The following is a 19,228-nucleotide window of genomic DNA, read 5'->3' on the forward strand; positions in this document are numbered from 1 at the left end:
CAATTTTTTAGAATAGATGCTTCTATATTATATTTTTTAGAAAGAATTCTATATCCAATGTTAGAGTTAATATATTCTTCAACTATTTTTAATTTTAATTCTTTACTATATTTACTCATAAAAAATCCCCCTTTGTTTAAACTTATGTCTAACAAAAGGGGTTAACTACACTTATGAGAGTGGTATTTTTCTATATACTTGGAAACTAATATAACCCGTAATGGGCATATAAAGTTAGCAAGAATTGTCAAAAATATCTCGTCCATTCACGAAACCTCCTTTCATTGAAGTTAGATACCTCCCTTCTTTGAAAATAGGTTCGCAAGCCACTCTCTATCATGATTCCTGTGGACATTATAACATATATAAAATTAATTAAAAAGAACAAAGCCTATAAGCGTATTTATCTGTATAGATATAAAAAAAGTGTTAAAGAATAAATTTATATTATCTTCATTGAAAAAAATACAGAGAAGAAATACAATAGAATATAAGAATATATATAGAAGAGAGTATTTAAGAGGGTATTAATAAATAATACCGGAGGAAATAAAAATGATAGATAAAAATAGAATAAGAGCCGTTGCATGGGCAGAAATAGATCTTGATGCATTCAAGGAAAATCTTGCGAACATAAGAAAGTTACTTGTAAACAACGAGGTTATGTGTGGGATTGTAAAAGCCGATGCATACGGACATGGAGCAGTTGAAATAGCCAGAACACTGGAAGAAAATGGAGTTGAATATCTGGCTGTATCAAGAGCTGAAGAAGCTATGGAGCTTAGAAGAAAACAGATAGACCTTCCAATACTTATACTTGGATATACACCAAAGGAAAGATATAGAGACATACTTAGAAACGATGTAAGATTTACAGTGTATTCAATAGATGCTGCAAGGGAGATAAACAGAGTGGCTGAAGGCCTTGAAATGGATGCAAAGGTTCATATAAAGATAGATACAGGAATGAATAGAATCGGATTTCAGGTAAATGAACAGTCAATATCTGAAATCAAGGAAATATCTGAAATGAACAGAATAAATATAAAAGGGATATTTACTCACTTTGCAGCTGCAGATGAGGCTGACAAGGCATTTACAAATATGCAGGCAGAGAAATTCAAATATATGATAAAAAGGCTTAAAGAAGAAGGTGTAAAAATACCAATGCTTCATGCCGCAAACAGTGCCGCAACGGTAGACTGTGATGATCTGAGATTTGACATGGTAAGAACAGGTATAATCATGTATGGATGCTATCCTTCTGATGAGATAATGACTGAAAGGCTTGAGCTGAAACCTGTTATGACAATAAAAACGAGGGTATCTCATGTAAAGGAAATAGAAGCAGGAGAGAAAATAAGTTACGGATGTACATATGAAGCAAAGGAAAAAGAGAGAATTGCGACTCTTGCAATAGGATATGCTGACGGTGTTGTCAGAGGAAGAAAAAATCCTAAGGTATCTATAAACGGAAAATTCTATGACATTGTAGGTAGAATATGTATGGATCAGTGCATGGTAAAAGTTGATGACAGTGTAGAAGTTGGAGATGAGGCTGTAATATTTGGCAAAGGCGGTATTTCTGTAAGTGAGTTTGCAGAGGACTGTGGAACTATTGCGCATGAGATTATGTGTAATATTTCAAGAAGGATACCGAGGGTGTTTATTGAACACGGGCAGATAATAAAATACGATGATTATTTGAGATATTAATTTTAGAAAGACATTATTCAATCGATAAAAGATATGGATAATGTCTTTTTTGTTAAAATAATAAAAATGATTGAAATAAAACTTAAAAAGTATTATATTTTAATTAGTAATGTATTTACTAATATATGAGGGTGTAATTAATACTTAGAATAGGGGGATGAAGTATTATGGATTTAAAGAAAAAAGTATCGATAACAATGAGTACTATGATAGCATTTGGATCTGTTGGTCTATATCCGACTGTATCTGAAGCAGCGACTCAGGAAAAAATAGCTGGCAGTGGTAGACATGAGACAGCTGTAAAGATAAGCCAAAATGGATGGAGCACATCTGAAAATGTAATTCTTGTAAATGATTCTGCAATAGCGGATGCACTTGCAGCTACACCACTTGCTAAAAACTTAAATGCACCAATACTTCTTACAGGTAAAAATTCACTTAATAAGAGTACAGAGAATGAGATAAAAAGATTAGGTGCAAAAAATATATATCTTATAGGTGGAACATCAGTGCTTCCTAGATTTTTAGAGGGAAATTTATCATCAAAAGGATATTCTGTTGAAAGAATATCTGGTGACACAAGAGAAGAAACTGCTATAGAAATTGCTGAGGAATTATCAGAATATATTGACATAAAAGAAATTGCAGTTGTAAATGGAAATACAGGACTTGCAGATGCGGTAAGTATATCTGCTGCAGCAGCGCAGAATAATATGGCGATAATATTAGCTAATCCTAAAAAAGGAATAGAGACATCAAAAGAATTTATAAAAGAAGAGGGTATAGAAAAGTCCTATGTAATAGGGGGAACAGCAGCTATATCAGATTCAACAAAGAATACTCTTCCAAATGCGGAAAGAATAAGTGGTGGAAATAGAAATTCTACAAATGCAAAAGTAATCAAGAGATTCTACAAGGATGCAGAACTAAATAATATCTATATAGCAAAAGATGGAAGTAAGGGAGCAAGTCAACTTGTAGATGCACTTGCTGTAGGAGTTTTAGCAGCAAAAAATGAATCTCCAGTAATGATTGTTTCTAATAATTTATCATTGTCTCAAAAATCTGTAATGTACGATAAGAAATTTTCATCAATTGTTCAGGTTGGTGGAAATGGAAATGAGAACGCATTCAGAGAAGCAAATAAAGTACAATCTGGAGATATAAAAAGTGGGAAAAAAATACCATCAACATACTATACAGATGTAGAAGTATGGTATGATGTAGACCATAAAAATGCGGAAGTAATATTTGGAAGGGATACATTAAATGGAAACCCTTGTAATGTTATAAGTGCTCCAAATGATTATGAATGCATATTTGAAGTATACAAGAGTGGAAGTGTAGAAAAATATAAACTTGGAATGACTGAGTTAGGAACAACAATGCAAAAATACAACGAGGATAAAGGTAAGTTTGAAAGTTATGCATTATTAACAGACTATATATTACCGATTGGATTTGCAAAATGTTATGGTGACTGGTATTCAGAAGAAGGATACAATTATAAAATAACAGAAGACTCATTTATTGGATATCCATATGAGGTTATTTCATCAAAAGAAAAAGATCATTTATATACTTATGAAATAAATCTAAATGTAGAGGGTCAAATAGTAAAATTAAAATTAGAATATGAAATTCATGGATTCATATATTTATCAAAATATAATAAAAATATAGGTGAGTATGAATTTATAGATATATTGTCATAAAATGGGGGGAAGATAAATGAAAAAAAGTTTAATATATATACTTGTGTTTATGATGTCAGTGATGATGTCTTTTACTGGATGTAATAAAAATAATCAAGAAAGCGAGGTTAAAGAAGAACCTGTGCAGGAAATTAAAGTATATTGTGCAAAGTGTGCTGCTGAGTCGAATAAACTTACAAAAGTATGTGAAAGCTGTAATGAGGAAACTACTTGGGCTGTAGAAAAACCTGAGATACAAGAAGAAGTTGAAGAGGAAGCATATACGGATACCTCAGATAATTATGATAACGAGACATATACGAATGATGAAAAAATGGGTGTTTGTCGGATCTGTGGGAAGTCAGATAGTATGGAAAATCTAGAACATCTTCATGGAATTGGATATATGGTGCATATAGAATGTCATGAAGCTTATCCGAAATGTGAGAACTGCGGAAATAATCTTTTTGAATTTGAAAGTGATACTCCAGGGCTGTGTTTTACGTGTGGTAATTAAATCAGAAATAGCTAATATATAAATTGGTATTTAGTCAGAAGGGGATGTAATTGAAGATATGAATAAAGGAAACAATAGCGTAGCAACAATAGTTGTATCAGCTATAATTGCACTGCTTTTTCTGGGAGTAGGTTTTTTTCTAGGGGAAAAAACAGCACCTTTGTGTAGTGATTCAAAACATAATAATCTTGAAGAAGAGTTATCTGCACTTGAAGAAGAAAATCAAAAGCTGAAGGAAGAAACCAGTGAAACAGAAGAAAAAGAAGAAGATAAAGAATCAAATATATATACATATTCTGATGATCTTCCATGGGGTGGAAGCTGTGTTGCATATGACAATGATATGGACAATTTTATGAATTCTCAGTATGAATGGGGAGGAGCGTTGATGCTTATATCTGATGTCATGTATAACTATGAGATATATGAAGTTGAAAGCTATGACAACGGAACACTTATAAATATGGATAGTGTAAATCCGGAAACAGGAAATTATAACTTTAAGGTGTTCTTTGATAGAGATAAAGATAAGTATATAGTATTGAATGTAAAGGATAAGGACAACGGAAAAACATATAAATCTCCAGATTCAATACAGACATATCTTGAAGATGTATATAGAAGAATCATAGGAATATAATGGGAGTAAGTTATGAAGAACAACAATATAATGATGTTATTAATGTCAGCATTATTGGGGATTGTATTTCTAGGAATAGGATTTTTTGCTGGAAGAAGTAGTGTATCAATATGTAGAAATCCAGAGCATTCAAAAATGGAAATAGAAATCTCAAGACTTGAGATTGAGAACAAAAATTTAAAAAAGGGTACTGATAATATAACAGAGGACAACAAAGCATCAACTCAAAAAGAATTGAGTTTTGCAGAAGAGGAAGAGAAAAACCTAAATGAATCAGATGGGGGAAATTTTTATCCATATGATTCTGAATTACCATCTGGAAATATGAATACAAAATATCAAGGGGTTATCAAAAACTTTATGTGGGCTCCTTATATTGAAGGAAATAATAAATACACTATAGAGGATGTATTTAGTTATTATAATATGCATGGAACAGACTATTTTGATAATGGATGTATAATCAAAATGGAGAGCACAGACAACTCAGAGGGTAATTATGAATTCAATGTATTTATAGATGAGAAGAATAATAAATACGTATTTGTAGATGTACTGGATAGAGACAACGGAAAAACATATAAATCAGCCGAATCTATAAAAACATATTTGGACGATGTGTATTCAAGATTTATGAACAATTAAACAATATTAAAAAGGAGAGTTTGATATGAACTCTCCTTTTTGCATAGGTTGAGAATACACGCTTTTTCTGATAAAATTAAAGTTTAGAAGATAATTTGAACGGAGGATAAATATGCTTGAAAAAAACAAAGAGTATATAGTTGATATAGTAGATATTGGAGACGGTGGAGTAGGAATTGGAAAGTACGATGGGTTCACTGTATTTGTAGACGGCGGACTTTTCATGGACAAAGTAAGGGTAAAAATAAGCAAATCAAAGAAAAATTATGCAGTTGGAGATATAGTTGAGTTCATAGAAAAATCTCCATACAGAGTGGAAAGAGTATGTGATGAGTCGCTTAGAATGTGCGGTGGATGTCAGATCCAGGAGCTTGACTACAAAAAACAGCTTGAACTGAAAACAAATGAAGTAAAGCAGGTAATATCGAGAATAGGAAAGCTTGAGGGAGTAAATGTACACGACACTATAGGAATGGAAACACCATTCAGATACAGAAACAAGGCACAGTTTCCAGTTCAGTCAAGAAACGGAAAACCTGTAATAGGATTCTATAGAAAGAAAAGCCACGATGTAATACCTACATCAAAATGTGTGATACAACACGAGCTTAACGACGTGATAATAGAGACAGTCAGAGAGTATATAGAAAAGTGCGGAGTAAAAATATACGACGAGGTAAAACACACAGGAGTACTTAGACATATAGTTACAAAGATTGGATTTACAACTGGCGAGGTAATGGTCGTACTTGTAGCAAACGGGAAAAATCTTCCTTGTATAGAAATGCTTGTAGATATGCTGAAGGAAAGAGTGGAAGGATTCAAGACACTTGTAATAAATGTAAATAAAAACAAGACAAATGTAATACTTGGAAGAGAGAATATAACAGTATACGGAGACGGAAGAATAAACGACTATATAGGAGAGCTTATGTTTGAAATATCTCCATTATCGTTTTTCCAGGTAAACCCTGTTCAGACAGAGGTATTATACAACAAGGCGCTTGAATATGCGGGACTTACAGGAAATGAGACTGTGTTTGACATATACTGCGGAATAGGGACAATATCGCTGTTTCTGGCTCAGAAGGCAAAGAAAGTATACGGGATAGAGATTGTAGAGGACGCGATAAAGGATGCAAAGAAAAATGCAGCGCTTAATGGACTTGATAATACAGAGTTCTATGCTGGAAAGGCTGAGGAAGTAGTTCCTGAGATGTACAAGCAGGGAAAAAGAGCTGATGTTGTGGTAGTCGATCCTCCAAGAAAAGGATGCGATGAGAAAGTTCTTGATACTATAGTTTCTATGCAGCCAGAGAGGGTGGTTTATGTTTCTTGTAACCCATCGACTCTTGCAAGGGATCTTGCTTATCTGGATGAGAGAGGTTATAAGTGTGATGAAGTGCAGCCGGTTGATATGTTCCCTCATAGTGTGCATGTGGAGTGCGTAGTCTTGATGACAAAAGTACAGAACTGAATACCGAAAAAGGCTTGAAAACAAGGAATTTCCGAGAATTGGGAGTGTGTTTCTTATCTGCTCTTTTGAACGATAAAAGAACCTTGCTGTGATATGAAAAGAAGGTTGAGTTGACAGGTTGAAAATGGGAAAGGTCGAGTGGACAAGACGATTATCTTGTGACAAGGAGGAATAGTACCATAATAAATTTAGAGAAATTAAAAGAAATAAAAGAATTACGAAAGGTCTGGCCGCATGAAGCATTGAACTTTACTCCTTGGCTTGCGGAAGAGGATAATCTTACGCTGTTGGCAGAACCGTGGCAACAGAAACCGTCTGCCAAACATTCAGTTACTTGAAGGTAGAAGTAATGGCAGTAAGAATGCTATGCACCTTGTGGATTACTATAACGATATGAATGATGAGCAAAAGGCAGTGTTTCATAAAGAGGCTCTTATACCAGATGTAGTTTCTCTTGAATTAGAGAATTTTGAAGAATTTTATTAAAAGAGAAAGATTTTATTTACAAGAGAGATTCGTCAGTTGTTGGGATGAATATAATGAAAAGAAGGAAGGAGGTATTCGATAAAGATGATGCGAATTCCAAGCAAATTTTATATTAAATGTGATGAATGTGGTAATGTAACATTGGTTGAAGTGGACAGCTTAGATTACGAAACTTCAGTGTATGACAGACCGATGAGCGAAGAAATAGAATATGACTTTCAAGGAGAAATATGTTGTGACGAGTGCCACTCATGGATAAACTTCAGCATTAGAGGATACGAATATCCAGTAGGAGCCTTTAATTTCTCGGATTCAGAATGTCATGGTGGTTGTTTTGTGGATGAGCCTATAGTAGAAATGGATTATGAATTTGATGCTGACTATTATAATGAGGCTTATGCAGAATATGAGAGAGCCGAGTCTTTATTAGAATATAACAGAGAAAAAATCAAAAGAATGTCATCGAGAGAATTTGAATTTTTTGTTGCTGATATATTTAAAAAACTTGGTTTTATTGTAAAAATTACACAAGCAACAAGAGATGGTGGAAAGGATATTATTGTAACAAAAGCAGACCCCATACCATATACGTTAATCGTTGAATGTAAACACTGGGGCGAAAATCATAAGGTTGATGTCAGTGTAGTTAGGAGTGTATATGGAGTTCAGATGGCAATGCAAGCAAACCAATCGGTAATTGTTACATCTTCCAAATTCACAAAAGATGCTCTTGCATTTGCCGAAGAACGAGAAAACTTGATGGCTTTATGGGATATAGACGATTTACTAAAACTTACAGTGAATTACAGTATGAATTTGCTAAACCAAGAGGGGTTGAAATATGGGAAACATTTTTGATTTTAGGGACATAAAAAATAGTGAACTAACTATTAGAAACACATGGAATGAATTCCGAGAATGTTTAGCAAATGGGTCGTTTTCTTATAATGAGATTGAAAAGGCTAAGAAACAAACTTTTTTAAAGGTATATGATGATCTGTTTCATAAACATTTTGGTATTGAACATAAAACAATTGCTCTTAAAGACTTGACAGGTAAGCTAATAGGAAGAGGCACTATATTAAAAACTGACGAAGTTCTTGATTATGAGCGTTTTCTTCCTAAAGAAGAGTATATTAAAGAAGATAATCGTTTTAGTCCTCCTCGTGTGGAATGGCTTTATTTAGCAATTGGTGATGATAATGATATACACGAATGTGCACAAGCCGAATGCCGAGCAAAAAAAGGAAATAGATTTGGATTTTGCTATTTTCAATTCGATTCTAAATATGATGAGTGTAAATTAGTAGACTTGACTATTGCGGATGATGTTTCTTATGCAGAATTGAATGCGGATTTAGAAGAATATGGACAAGCACAAGTCAAAAGAGGTATCAAAATTGCGAAGGATTTAGGTTTTGTTCCAAAGATGAACATCAACAAAAAAGAGATTGAGGAACATTTAACTCGATGGGGTGTGTATACATATACAAAGTTACTATCAGAACAGATTTTTGAACCACTTGTTGTTTGTGATAATAAAGCAATTACTTATGCACCATTTCAAACAATAGCTCAATATTATATTTCATTGGGTTATTCTGGTATTATTTATGGGAGTACCGTATGCCCTGTAGGAAAGAACATTGTGTTGTTTGACAAGCATATGGCTTATCCGGTAGGAATAATAGAAGACTACGAAATTTTGTAAGTATACGAAATTGCTTAGACATATTCCCATAGACGGCTCGAAAACGAGAAAGGATACGGACTTGTTCCCATAAACATAAAAATATCCAAAATATTCAGCATATCCTATCGAGCCATATGGAGAATATGGCATTATTGTCTAAAATTTAGAAGAGATAATATATAGAGATAGAGTTGAATATAATTTATATTGCTAAAAACTATTTAATAAGGAGAGAAAATTTTATGGAAACTGAATTATCAATTAGAAACAATCAGAATGAGATATCACAAATTATACAAGATTCAAATAATATGTATTTATCGGTTTTACATGAAATAGGGTTACCAACAGACAATATTTTATCTTCGTTAAACGAACGAAAAATAGTAATAGCAAATCTTCCGTTTGTCTTAGAAAAAATGGATAATGAGTTGATAAGGGAATCATATTATTTGTCTAAGTTTTTTGTTGCAGTATCAACAGGGTTGTTTGATGCAGCATTAAATTATTTGTGGGACGAAACGATTAAACAATTAAGAATTAGAGTGATAAATGGAGATGTTAAGTATTTCTATGATGTTGTAATAAGTGATGAGAGAAGAAAACAATTTACTTCACCAGAAGATTTATTGAAGTTAGATGATTTTGATTTAATTAAGGGTGCATTAGAAATTGGTTTGATTACAAAAATAGGGTATAAGCATTTAGATTTCATCCGTTATATGAGGAATTGGGCAAGTGCAGCACATCCGAATCAGGAAGAATTAACAGGACTAAAATTAATTTCATGGTTAGAAACATGTATTAAAGAAGTAATTGCAACCCCACCATCAAGTATACAGGTTAAAATAGGCCGATTATTAGCAAATATTAAATCCGAAGTGATTGATGATGTTCAAGCTTCAGTAATAGTTCCATTTTTTACTGAATTAAGTATTGAAAAAGCTGATGCATTGGCGAAGGGATTTTTTGGTATATACATTGACGAAAAAACAAGTCAACAAACAAGAAGTAATATAAACAATTTAGCACCTGAATTATGGAAAATAATATCTGAAGAAGTAAAGTCGGACTTTGGTATTAGATATGCAACATTTTTGGCAAATGGAGAGAACCAAACTAAAAATGAAGCAGAGAGGTTTTTAGAAGTTGTGGGAGGAATGTCTTATTTACCAGATACGGTAAAAGCTCCGATCATCAAAGAGTCTTTAGAAAACTTAATGATGGCTCATAACAATTTTAATAATTTTTATAATGAACCTTCTTTTGCAAGACAATTGCGTACTGTAGTAGGTAATCATGGTACTATTCCTCAACAAATGAATTTTCAATATGTAAAAGTGATAGTGTCTGTATTCTTGACTAATGGTAATGGAGAAGTATGGGATGCAAACCCTATTTATATTGAATTAATTAAAAATTTTGATACAAAACAATCATTTATTGCATTAATTTCTTTTATGTATGAATCAATAAAGAGTAAGCTACAATTTCCTTTATGCCAAAAGAAATTTATAGAAATGTTAGGATATCTTGAATCTAATATTACATCAGACGGTGTTTTAGATTTATTAGAAGAAATTAGAGATAAAGTAAAATCTTTACATGTTATACCTGACAATGATAAATTAATTGATAAAATAAGGTTTTTTCAAAACAATTATTTGAAATAATTTTATCTTATGAATAATGTAAATTCTAAACTTCTTTTGTATTTAATAAAGCTCGCCATATTAGAGTTTGTTGAAGAATACTCTTGCATAAGGGTATTCTTTTTCTCTTATAATATATTAGGTTTATATAAAATATCTTTTTAAATTTGCTAGCTTTAATATTACATTTTTAGTCTTGTAAGATTCGTTTAGTAGTGTGTAATTTCATTCTCATCTTTCTTAAAATCAGATACAAGTAGTTACTAAAGATATAATTACTGGAGAAGTTTTATACAATGTTGTAGACAGTTACAAATCTCTTTTAGATATAATAAAAAAAATAGAAATATTATAAAAGATCAGGATTATTAGGTGTATAAGTTAATTTTCCTGGTATTTTATTTTTTAATACATATTAATTACTTGTTATCATTAACATAGATTATACAACGTATCTTGTATGATGATATAATAAGAATATATCAGATCTAAGGGGGCAGATGAATGGAAAATGTATTTATAAAAAATATACATATAGACTCTGTAAGACATCTTAAAAATATAGAAATAAACATATCAGATAATGAATGTAAACATATAATATTCACAGGCAAAAACGGAAGCGGAAAAACAAGCCTGATTGAAGCCTTATCAAAATATATAGAATATGTTTCTAATAATAAATCAGAAGAAAGTAGAAACGTATTAGATATAAACTTCAACATAACAGAACCAGAAATATACAACAAATTTAACTCTGGAGAAATAATACTTGCATACTATCAGGCAGATAGAGTATTTAAAACAGAAGAAGTTAAAAACGTAGAAAAGATAAACTTAAACGACAAATATTCAATATACGAAAAGCCGAGTTCAAAATTCGTCAAATACCTTGTAGATATGAAAGTAACTCAGGCATTATCTTTGACTGGAAACAAAAGAGAAAAAGCAGAGCAGATAGGCAACTGGTTTATATCTCTTGAAAATCTTCTAAAGAAAATATTCAACAACAATTCGCTTGAACTTGTATTTGATGAAGATAAATTTGATTTCAGAATAAGAATAGACGGAAGAAATGAATTTGATTTCAATACACTATCAAGTGGATATGCAGCAGTTTTGGATATAGTTGTGGATCTTATAATGAGAATGGAGAAAAACTCAAACAGAAGATTTGAGTATAATATGCCTGGAATCGTATTGATAGATGAAATAGAGACACATCTACACCTTGAACTTCAGAGAGAAATTCTCGGACTATTGACTACTGTATTCCCTAATATACAGTTTGTGGTTACAACACATTCTCCGTTTGTACTTAATAGTATTGAGAATGCGGTAATATACGATCTTGAAAATCATACATTTGTAAAGGATGGACTTAATAATGTTCCTTATGATGGGATAGTTGAAGGTTATTTCAATGTAAATTCCTTATCTCAGGAACTATCGAGAAAGTTCGAGGAATACAAAAGTCTAGTTAAAAAGAAAGTATTGGAAGATGAGGATTTCGCCGAGATTCAGCGACTAGAAATATATCTTGAAGAAATACCAGATTACTTAGCACTGGATATAACTACTCAGTATAGAGAACTTAAACAGGAATTTGAGAGGAGAACTGATTTATAATGATAAAAGTAGATAGAAGTTTTCCTGCACCGAAATCTCTTGAGAAGAAAAAATCATATACTGAAGAAGATATTTTGAATCAACTTTATCACGATTTTTATGGGAAGTGTTATATATGTGGTATTGATAAACTTCAGGATCCAGAAGTAGAGCATCTTCGTCCACATAAAAATGGGAAATATGTGGATAGAAAATACGATTGGAAAAATCTATTTTTATCATGTGGACATTGTAACAGTATAAAAAATATATCTAAATACGAAGAAAATATTATAGATTGTTGTAAAATAGATTCGGAAGAGTTTATAAGTTTTAGATTTATTGATAATAATGTTGTTGTAACAGAAAGAGATACTGATAATTACGATGCTGTAAATACAGCGGAACTTGTATTTGATGTGTTCAATAAGAAAAATACAGGTATGAGAGTTATAAAAAGTGATATGCGACTTAGTGAACTAAAAGAAGAGATAAATGCTTTTTATGTTGCTTTGGAAAGATATAAAGAAGATAAGGGTATTATTCCAAGAAGAATTCTAAGAGGCTTTTTAAAAAGGTCATCTGCATTTGCTGAATATAAAAGAGGATATATAAGAGATAATGAAGATGAATATCCAGAACTGATGGAATACATATCGGAAAATTAGCTATATCAAACTAACTTACACTATAAAATAAGTTATTATTTATTAATTATAAATATTAAAAGATTTATATTTTAATTATAATGTATATATGATAATATAATTATATATTTGTTATAAAATAAAAGCGTATAACTAGGGAGGAATATCAAATGGCATATGAAACACCATTAACGATAGCAGAAGTTATAAAAGATATATCAAATAATAAATATGTATTACCGTCTATACAAAGAGAATATGTATGGAATACAGACCAAATAGAAACATTATTTGATAGTCTTATGCAAGATTATCCTATTGGGACTTTTTTATTTTGGGAAATTGAAAAAACTAAAATAGCGGAGTATGATTTTTATGAGTTCTTAAGAAACTATCATGAAAAAAACTCTGTACATAATAAAAAGATTAATTTAAGTGGATTAGATTCTGTAACAGCAGTATTAGATGGACAACAAAGATTAACATCTATATACATTGGATTGAATGGAAGCTATGCCTACCGATTAAAGTATAAGCAGAAGAATAACAATAATGCATATCCAATAAGAAAGTTATACTTAAATCTTATATCAGAATCTAAAGATGAAACAAATAAATTTGATTTTAGATTTCTTGTACCAGAAAAAGTAAAAAATGATGAAGAGTCTTATTGGTTTGAAGTTGGGAAAATAATGAACATGGAAAATCTTGGAGATGTAGCCACATATGTTACAGATAATATAAGTTATTCTGAAGAATACAGATATTCAAGAGAACAAGCCAAGTTTGCAACAAATACGCTATCTCAATTACATAAGGTTATACACACAGAAAGAACACTTAGTTATTATAAAGAGAAGTCTTCGGAACTAGATAAGGTATTAAATATTTTTATAAGAGTGAATAGTGGTGGAACAGTACTTACTTATTCAGATTTACTATTATCAATTGCGTCTGCACAATGGAATAACTACGATGCAAGAGAGGAAATAACTGAATTTGTAGAAGAGATAAATTCTATAGGTAATGGATTCAAAATTAATAAAGATTTTGTTTTAAAAACATCGTTAGTTTTATCTGATTTTCCAGATATAGCTTTTAAAGTAGATAACTTTAATAAGAGTAATATGATAAAGATAGAAGAAAATTGGAACAGCATAAAAAAAGCAATAAGGCAATCTGTAAATTTAGTTTCTTCCTTTGGATATTCTGGAGAAACATTAAGTTCTAATAATGCTTTGATACCAATAGCATATTATCTATTAACAATTGGTATGCCAGATAATTTTATATACTCAAGTAATACAAAAGAAAGTAGACAAAAGATAAAAAAATGGTTAATTTCATCTTTATTAAAGAAAACTTTTAGTGGTCAACCGGATAATGTTATAAGACCAATAAGAGAAATTATAAAAAATAATGGTTTGAATGAATTTCCTATTGATAAGATATTTAATAAATTTAAAGGAACAAATAAATCAATACAATTTTCAGAAGATGATATAGATGAATATTTATTAAATTTAAAATATGGATCAAAAGAAACTCTATCTACGTTAATGTTACTATATCCTCATCTTGATTTTAATAATAAATTTCATGAAGATCATATATATCCAAAGAGTAAATTTAAAAAATCATATTTAAGAAAAATTGGAATAGACAATGATGATATCAAAGACTATATAAATTTAGTAAATGATATAAGTAATCTACAGTTATTACCAGCAACATTAAATGAGGAAAAACAAAATACAGATTTTGATAAGTGGTTTAAAAATCAATTTATTACAGACGAAGAAAAAAATCAGTATAGAAAAACAAACTATATCCCAGATATGGAGTATAGTTATGAGAATTTTATTACTTTTATTAAAAAACGTAGAGAACTTATAAAATCAAAATTAAGAAAAGAACTTTTATATAAGTCTTCAGAACGTGATATAGATGATAACTTAACTAAAATATATAATTTTGCTGAAAAATGGCTAGATAAATTTGAAAATCCTAATACAAATTATAGAGAACTAGTAGACCACTACCTTGCAGACGATTGTGAAAATCTAGGATTCAAAATGGATTGTGGAAATGCATTTGCAGAAAAATATGGAGATGCGGTTTATAATTCTGAAGAACTGAAAAAAATAATAGATGATGTAACAGATATAGATTTACTCGGTTCTGCTATATATTCAAGATGGAGATATTTCAATCACCATGCATATGAACCAGCTTCAATAAAATCTAAAAAAGAATCAGATTGGTTTATAATAGCATTTGAAAGAATGAAAATTCTATCAAAATAATAAATGCCAAAGTATAAAACTCTGGCACAATATACACTACAGAAAACTCTGTGTAATCTTTATAAAATCCCTGGCATATGATGTCAGGGATGTTCCTTTCTTATAGGCAATAATAAGCCTGCTGTAAATCCCCTTCTCACCGACAGAAAAAGCCATCGGCTTGTTGTCAATCTCCATATTCTTTATATAACTCTCCGGAACAAAACAAAGACCATGACCTCTTGCACACAGCTTGACAGCAGTCTCCGTACTTCTCGTATGAATCTTCACATTCGGATCTATATTGTACTTTCTGAAAAGCTCAACAGTAATCTTACCTGTAGTCTGCTCCGGAAAATGAAGTATAAATGGCTCATCCTTGATAAGAGATAGGTCAATCCATGGATGTCTGTGATTTTCCGTATCCTTTGCCTTGTATATCAGAGGGTGATTCTGTGGAATCAGAAGAAGAATCTCCTCGTCGCACAGAGTTTCAGACTCGAGTTTCTGATGAAGTACAGTTTCATTAAAAATCGCAAAATCTATTTTATCATCAAGCAAAAGTCTCTCCTGAATAGCGTGTGCCTCCTCCAGTAGATTTATCTTTACACCCGGATATTTTTCACAGAATTCATCCATTACCTTTGGAACTATACACGAACTCCTCATCAGAGGAAATGCGATGTTCAGTTCTCCTGTTTTAGAATCCTTTATATCTGAAAGCTCTCTTTCCCATGCTCTTTCCAGAGATAGAACATGATTTGCATATTCCAGATATTTTCTTCCAAGATAAGTAGGCGAAAAAGAGTTTCCGTTTCTGTCAAAAATCTTTCCGCCGATCTGTTGTTCAAGTTTCTGCAGATGTTTTGTAAGGGTTGGCTGTGATACAAAAAGCTCCTGTGCAGCCTTTGTCAGATTTTTGTGTTTTGCTATTGCTATTATATATTCAAATTCCTGAAAGCTCATTTTCTCTCCTCCTATTCTTTTGTGGAATAAAAAATATGAAAAATATGAATTGGTACTATAATTTATTTTATTATACAATGGAAAAGTATTGATAACAAGTAAGGAGATTGAAAAATGAGAGAATTTTTAGAGAAACAGTTCCAGCTTAAATAGTATAACACTGATATAAAGACAGAGTTACTTGCTGGACTAACAACATTTGTAACTATGGCCTATGTACTGGCTACTATCCCAAATATGCTTGAAGCAGGTGGATATGACAAACATGTTACATTAACAGTAATGATAGTATTAGTTATAATTACTTCTTGTGCAATGGCATTATACACAAACCGTCCATTCGCTCTTGCACCGGGACTTGGTAGTGTCGGTATCGTAGCAAGTATGATAGCAAATGAAGGTATACCAGCATCTGTTGCTGCAGGGGTTATATTCTGGAGTGGTATACTATTTGTTATAATTTCATTCCTTGGTCTAAGAGATGCCGTACTTAGAGTTATACCAATGAGTTTAAAGCACGCGGTAAGTGCAGGTATCGGATTATTTATAGCACTTCTTGGAGCAAAAAACTGCGGACTTATAATAGCAAATGCTGACAAGAACAATCTTGCATTCGGGGATCTTACTTCTCCAGCTGTTATAGTTGCTTTAATAGGATTTATAATATTATTAATAATGAAGGTTAGAAATGTACCTGGTGGTATGATAATAACTATAATACTTACAACAATAATAGGTATACCTTTTGGAGTTACAGAGCTTCCTACTTCAATAGTTGCATTACCGGCAAATATTGGAACACAGTTTATGAAAGTTGATTTTATAGGAGCTTTAAACTTTGCTTATATACCGTTCCTTATAGCACTGTTTGTACCGGATTTCTTCTCTACATTCGGAACAGTTCTTGGGGTTGGTGCGAAAGCAGGTTATCTTGATGAGGAAGGAAACCTTCCTGGAATAGACAAATGTTTCAAAGTAGACGCTGTTGCAACAAGCTTTGGTGCATTATTCGGTATGCCAAGTATGACTACATATCTTGAGTCAAGTGCAGGAGTTGAAGCAGGAGGAAAGACTGGACTTACAGTTGTGTTTACAAGCTTATTCTTCGCTTTATCACTATTATTTGCACCACTTGCACTTATAATACCATCAGCTGCTACAAGCCCAGTTCTTATATTCATAGGAATAAACATGTTATCAGCTATGAAAAACATAAAATTTGAAGATATGACTGAGTCAGTTCCTGCATTTATGTGTATAGCATTTACAATATTTGCAAACAATATAGCTAACGGAATATGTGTAGCTTTACCAGCTTATTTAATACTGAAACTTGCAGGTGGAAGAGCTAAAGAAGTTAAATCTGTTATGTATATACTTGTAGCAATATGTATGCTTTATTTCTATTCAATAATATAGTGTAGATATGGAAGTGTAATATATTATGGAAAAAGTGGATATATTAATCAAAAACGTGAATGTTTTCAATACTTACCTGAAAAAATTCGTGAATGCGGATGTTTCAGTTTTAGGGGATAGATTTTATTACATAGACAGAAAACATTCGGAAGAGTTCGACGCAAAAGAAGTTATAGACGGGACAGGAAAATATATGGTTCCCGGTCTTATAGATATTCATATGCACGTTGAAAGTTCTATGATGACGCCTATTCCTTTTGGTGATTGTGTTCTTAAATACGGAGTTACAACACTTGTTGCAGAACCTCACGAAATAGCAAACGTAAAGGGAATACGCGGAATTTTAGAAATGATTTCAGCGGCACAGGAGTCGCAGATAGATATTTACTATGGAATACCTAGCAGTGTTCCATCTACAAATGAAAATCTTGAGACTACAGGTGACAAGATAGATTTTTCTGCAATGAAACATCTGATGCAGGAAAAAGATGTAATCTGTGTGGGTGAGGTTATGAACTACAGACAGATTATACATGAGAATAATCTTGAGATATCCAAGTTTATATCTTATCTGAGACAGGAAGAACCTAATTTTATAATAGAGGGACATTGTCCAAGCCTTGTGGATCTGGATCTTGCAAAATTCCTTTATCTTGGAATAGATGCAGACCATACAGAGCATACTCTTGAGGAATTCAGACAGCGTGTAGAAAACGGAATGTTTATGGAAATTCAGGACAAAATGTTAAAGCCTGAGATTTTAGATTATGTAAAGGAAAATAATCTATATGAACACTGCTGTTTTGTAACAGATGATACTATGGCAGATACTCTATATGAAAAAGGGCAGCTTAACTATGTTGTTCAGAATGCTATAGATCTTGGATTTGGATTTGAAGATGCGATATACTGTGCGACATATACTCCAAGCAGAAGAATGAAACTTACTGATAGAGGAAGTATAGCTCCTGGAAAACTTGCAGACTTTATGCTTCTGGATTCAAAGAATCTTTTAAAACCATTGGCTGTTTTCAAAAGAGGAAAGGCAGTTCGCGAGATAGGTCATTCATATAGATTCCCTAAGGATTTTTATGAAAGTGTGCATCTTCCAAAACTGGATCCGTCAATGTTTTCAGTAAAGATAGATGAAGATGTTGAAGAGGTTCAGGTAAGGGCTATAGAAATATTCCTTGATAGAACTCAGACAAAGGAAAAAATCGTAACAATGAAGGTAAAGGATCATATGCTTCAGTGGCAGGATTCTGAGTGCAGACTTGCTATGGTTTTCGAAAGACACGGTAAAAATGGAAATATAGGATATGGATTTATAACTGGAAGCTGTCACAAGACGGGAACAGTTGCTACAACATATTTCCACGATCACCACAATCTGTTTGTAGCAGGAGATGATCCTAGAGATATGTATATGGCTGTGAAGGAAATTCAGGAAATGCAGGGTGGGGTAATAACTGTAAAAGATGGAAAAGTGGATTCCAGACTTCAGTTACCTGTATGTGGAATACTTTCAGAAAAACCTATAAGTGAAATTGCAGCTGGATTAAAGTCTGTAATAAACAGTATGACTGAATACGGATACAATCATATGAATCCTATAATGTCTCTTGGGACTCTTGGACTTCCGGTAAGTCCGGCGTTAAAACTTACAGACAAGGGACTTATAGACGTAAAAGGTGAAAAGATTGTTCCTATATGTGTAAAATAACGATAATGTAAATAAAAACAGATACGATAATAATTTATTTTATAAAAATACCTCCATAGA

General features: G+C 32.0%; 15 protein-coding genes. 14 read left to right on the forward strand and 1 reads right to left on the reverse strand.

What is annotated here, in order from left to right; all coding sequences use genetic code 11:
- Window positions 1-555 precede the first annotated feature (555 nt).
- The 12 genes from alr (at window position 556) to EXD82_RS01320 (ending at window position 15,081) form a co-directional block, all read left to right on the forward strand.
- Window positions 556-1,716, forward strand: a complete 1,161-nt coding sequence (gene alr, locus EXD82_RS01255) for an alanine racemase (RefSeq protein WP_142535106.1) — start codon at window positions 556-558, stop codon at window positions 1,714-1,716.
- Between the two features lie 167 nt (window positions 1,717-1,883).
- Window positions 1,884-3,431 (forward strand): cell wall-binding repeat-containing protein, encoded by a 1,548-nt coding sequence (locus EXD82_RS01260; protein WP_142535107.1) that lies wholly within the window; start codon window positions 1,884-1,886, stop codon window positions 3,429-3,431.
- Window positions 3,432-3,447: 16 nt separating this feature from the next.
- Window positions 3,448-3,927 carry a hypothetical protein gene (locus EXD82_RS01265; protein WP_142535108.1) on the forward strand — a complete coding sequence of 160 codons (480 nt, stop codon included), beginning with the start codon at window positions 3,448-3,450 and terminating at the stop codon, window positions 3,925-3,927.
- 58 nt (window positions 3,928-3,985) lie between these two features.
- Window positions 3,986-4,567 carry a hypothetical protein gene (locus tag EXD82_RS01270; RefSeq protein WP_142535109.1) on the forward strand — a complete coding sequence of 194 codons (582 nt, stop codon included), beginning with the start codon at window positions 3,986-3,988 and terminating at the stop codon, window positions 4,565-4,567.
- A 12-nt stretch (window positions 4,568-4,579) separates the two neighbouring features.
- Entirely contained in the window at window positions 4,580-5,212 is a 633-nt protein-coding gene (locus EXD82_RS01275; protein WP_142535110.1) for a hypothetical protein, read from the forward strand.
- A gap of 112 nt (window positions 5,213-5,324) precedes the next feature.
- A complete protein-coding gene (gene rlmD / locus EXD82_RS01280) occupies window positions 5,325-6,689 on the forward strand; it encodes a 23S rRNA (uracil(1939)-C(5))-methyltransferase RlmD (RefSeq protein ID WP_142535111.1) in 1,365 nt (454 codons plus the stop codon).
- Between the two features lie 570 nt (window positions 6,690-7,259).
- A complete protein-coding gene (locus EXD82_RS01295; protein ID WP_142535113.1) occupies window positions 7,260-8,033 on the forward strand; it encodes a restriction endonuclease in 774 nt (257 codons plus the stop codon).
- The gene (locus EXD82_RS01300; protein ID WP_142535114.1) at window positions 8,017-8,886 is read left to right on the forward strand and encodes an RES family NAD+ phosphorylase; all 870 of its coding nucleotides are present in this window, start codon (window positions 8,017-8,019) and stop codon (window positions 8,884-8,886) included. The genes EXD82_RS01295 and EXD82_RS01300 overlap by 17 nt, the downstream gene beginning before the upstream one ends.
- A 224-nt stretch (window positions 8,887-9,110) precedes the next feature.
- Entirely contained in the window at window positions 9,111-10,541 is a 1,431-nt protein-coding gene (locus tag EXD82_RS01305) for a hypothetical protein (RefSeq protein WP_142535115.1), read from the forward strand.
- 483 nt (window positions 10,542-11,024) lie between these two features.
- On the forward strand, window positions 11,025-12,149 hold the full coding sequence (locus EXD82_RS01310) for an AAA family ATPase (protein ID WP_142535116.1): 1,125 nt from the start codon (window positions 11,025-11,027) through the stop codon (window positions 12,147-12,149).
- The gene (locus EXD82_RS01315; RefSeq protein WP_142535117.1) at window positions 12,149-12,796 is read left to right on the forward strand and encodes an HNH endonuclease; all 648 of its coding nucleotides are present in this window, start codon (window positions 12,149-12,151) and stop codon (window positions 12,794-12,796) included. Before EXD82_RS01310 ends, EXD82_RS01315 begins: the two co-directional genes overlap by 1 nt.
- 149 nt (window positions 12,797-12,945) lie before the next feature.
- Window positions 12,946-15,081: a DUF262 domain-containing protein gene (locus EXD82_RS01320; protein ID WP_142535118.1), complete on the forward strand. Its 2,136-nt coding sequence runs from the start codon at window positions 12,946-12,948 to the stop codon at window positions 15,079-15,081.
- 36 nt (window positions 15,082-15,117) lie between these two features.
- Here EXD82_RS01320 and EXD82_RS01325 read toward each other — a convergent pair whose 3' ends face one another.
- Complete coding sequence (locus EXD82_RS01325) at window positions 15,118-16,026, reverse strand: LysR family transcriptional regulator (protein WP_142535119.1); 909 nt, start codon at window positions 16,024-16,026, stop codon at window positions 15,118-15,120.
- Window positions 16,027-16,191: 165 nt separating this feature from the next.
- Here EXD82_RS01325 and EXD82_RS01330 point away from each other — a divergent pair, with 165 nt between their 5' ends.
- Window positions 16,192-17,445, forward strand: coding sequence for an NCS2 family permease (locus tag EXD82_RS01330; RefSeq protein WP_246081986.1), 1,254 nt, complete (start codon window positions 16,192-16,194; stop codon window positions 17,443-17,445).
- A 25-nt stretch (window positions 17,446-17,470) separates the two neighbouring features.
- Window positions 17,471-19,168 carry an adenine deaminase C-terminal domain-containing protein gene (locus tag EXD82_RS01335; protein WP_142535120.1) on the forward strand — a complete coding sequence of 566 codons (1,698 nt, stop codon included), beginning with the start codon at window positions 17,471-17,473 and terminating at the stop codon, window positions 19,166-19,168.
- The last annotated feature ends 60 nt before the right edge of the window (window positions 19,169-19,228 follow it).

This window comes from Peptacetobacter hominis, from assembly GCF_006861675.1.
Taxonomy (GTDB): Bacteria; Bacillota; Clostridia; order Peptostreptococcales; family Peptostreptococcaceae; genus Peptacetobacter; species Peptacetobacter hominis.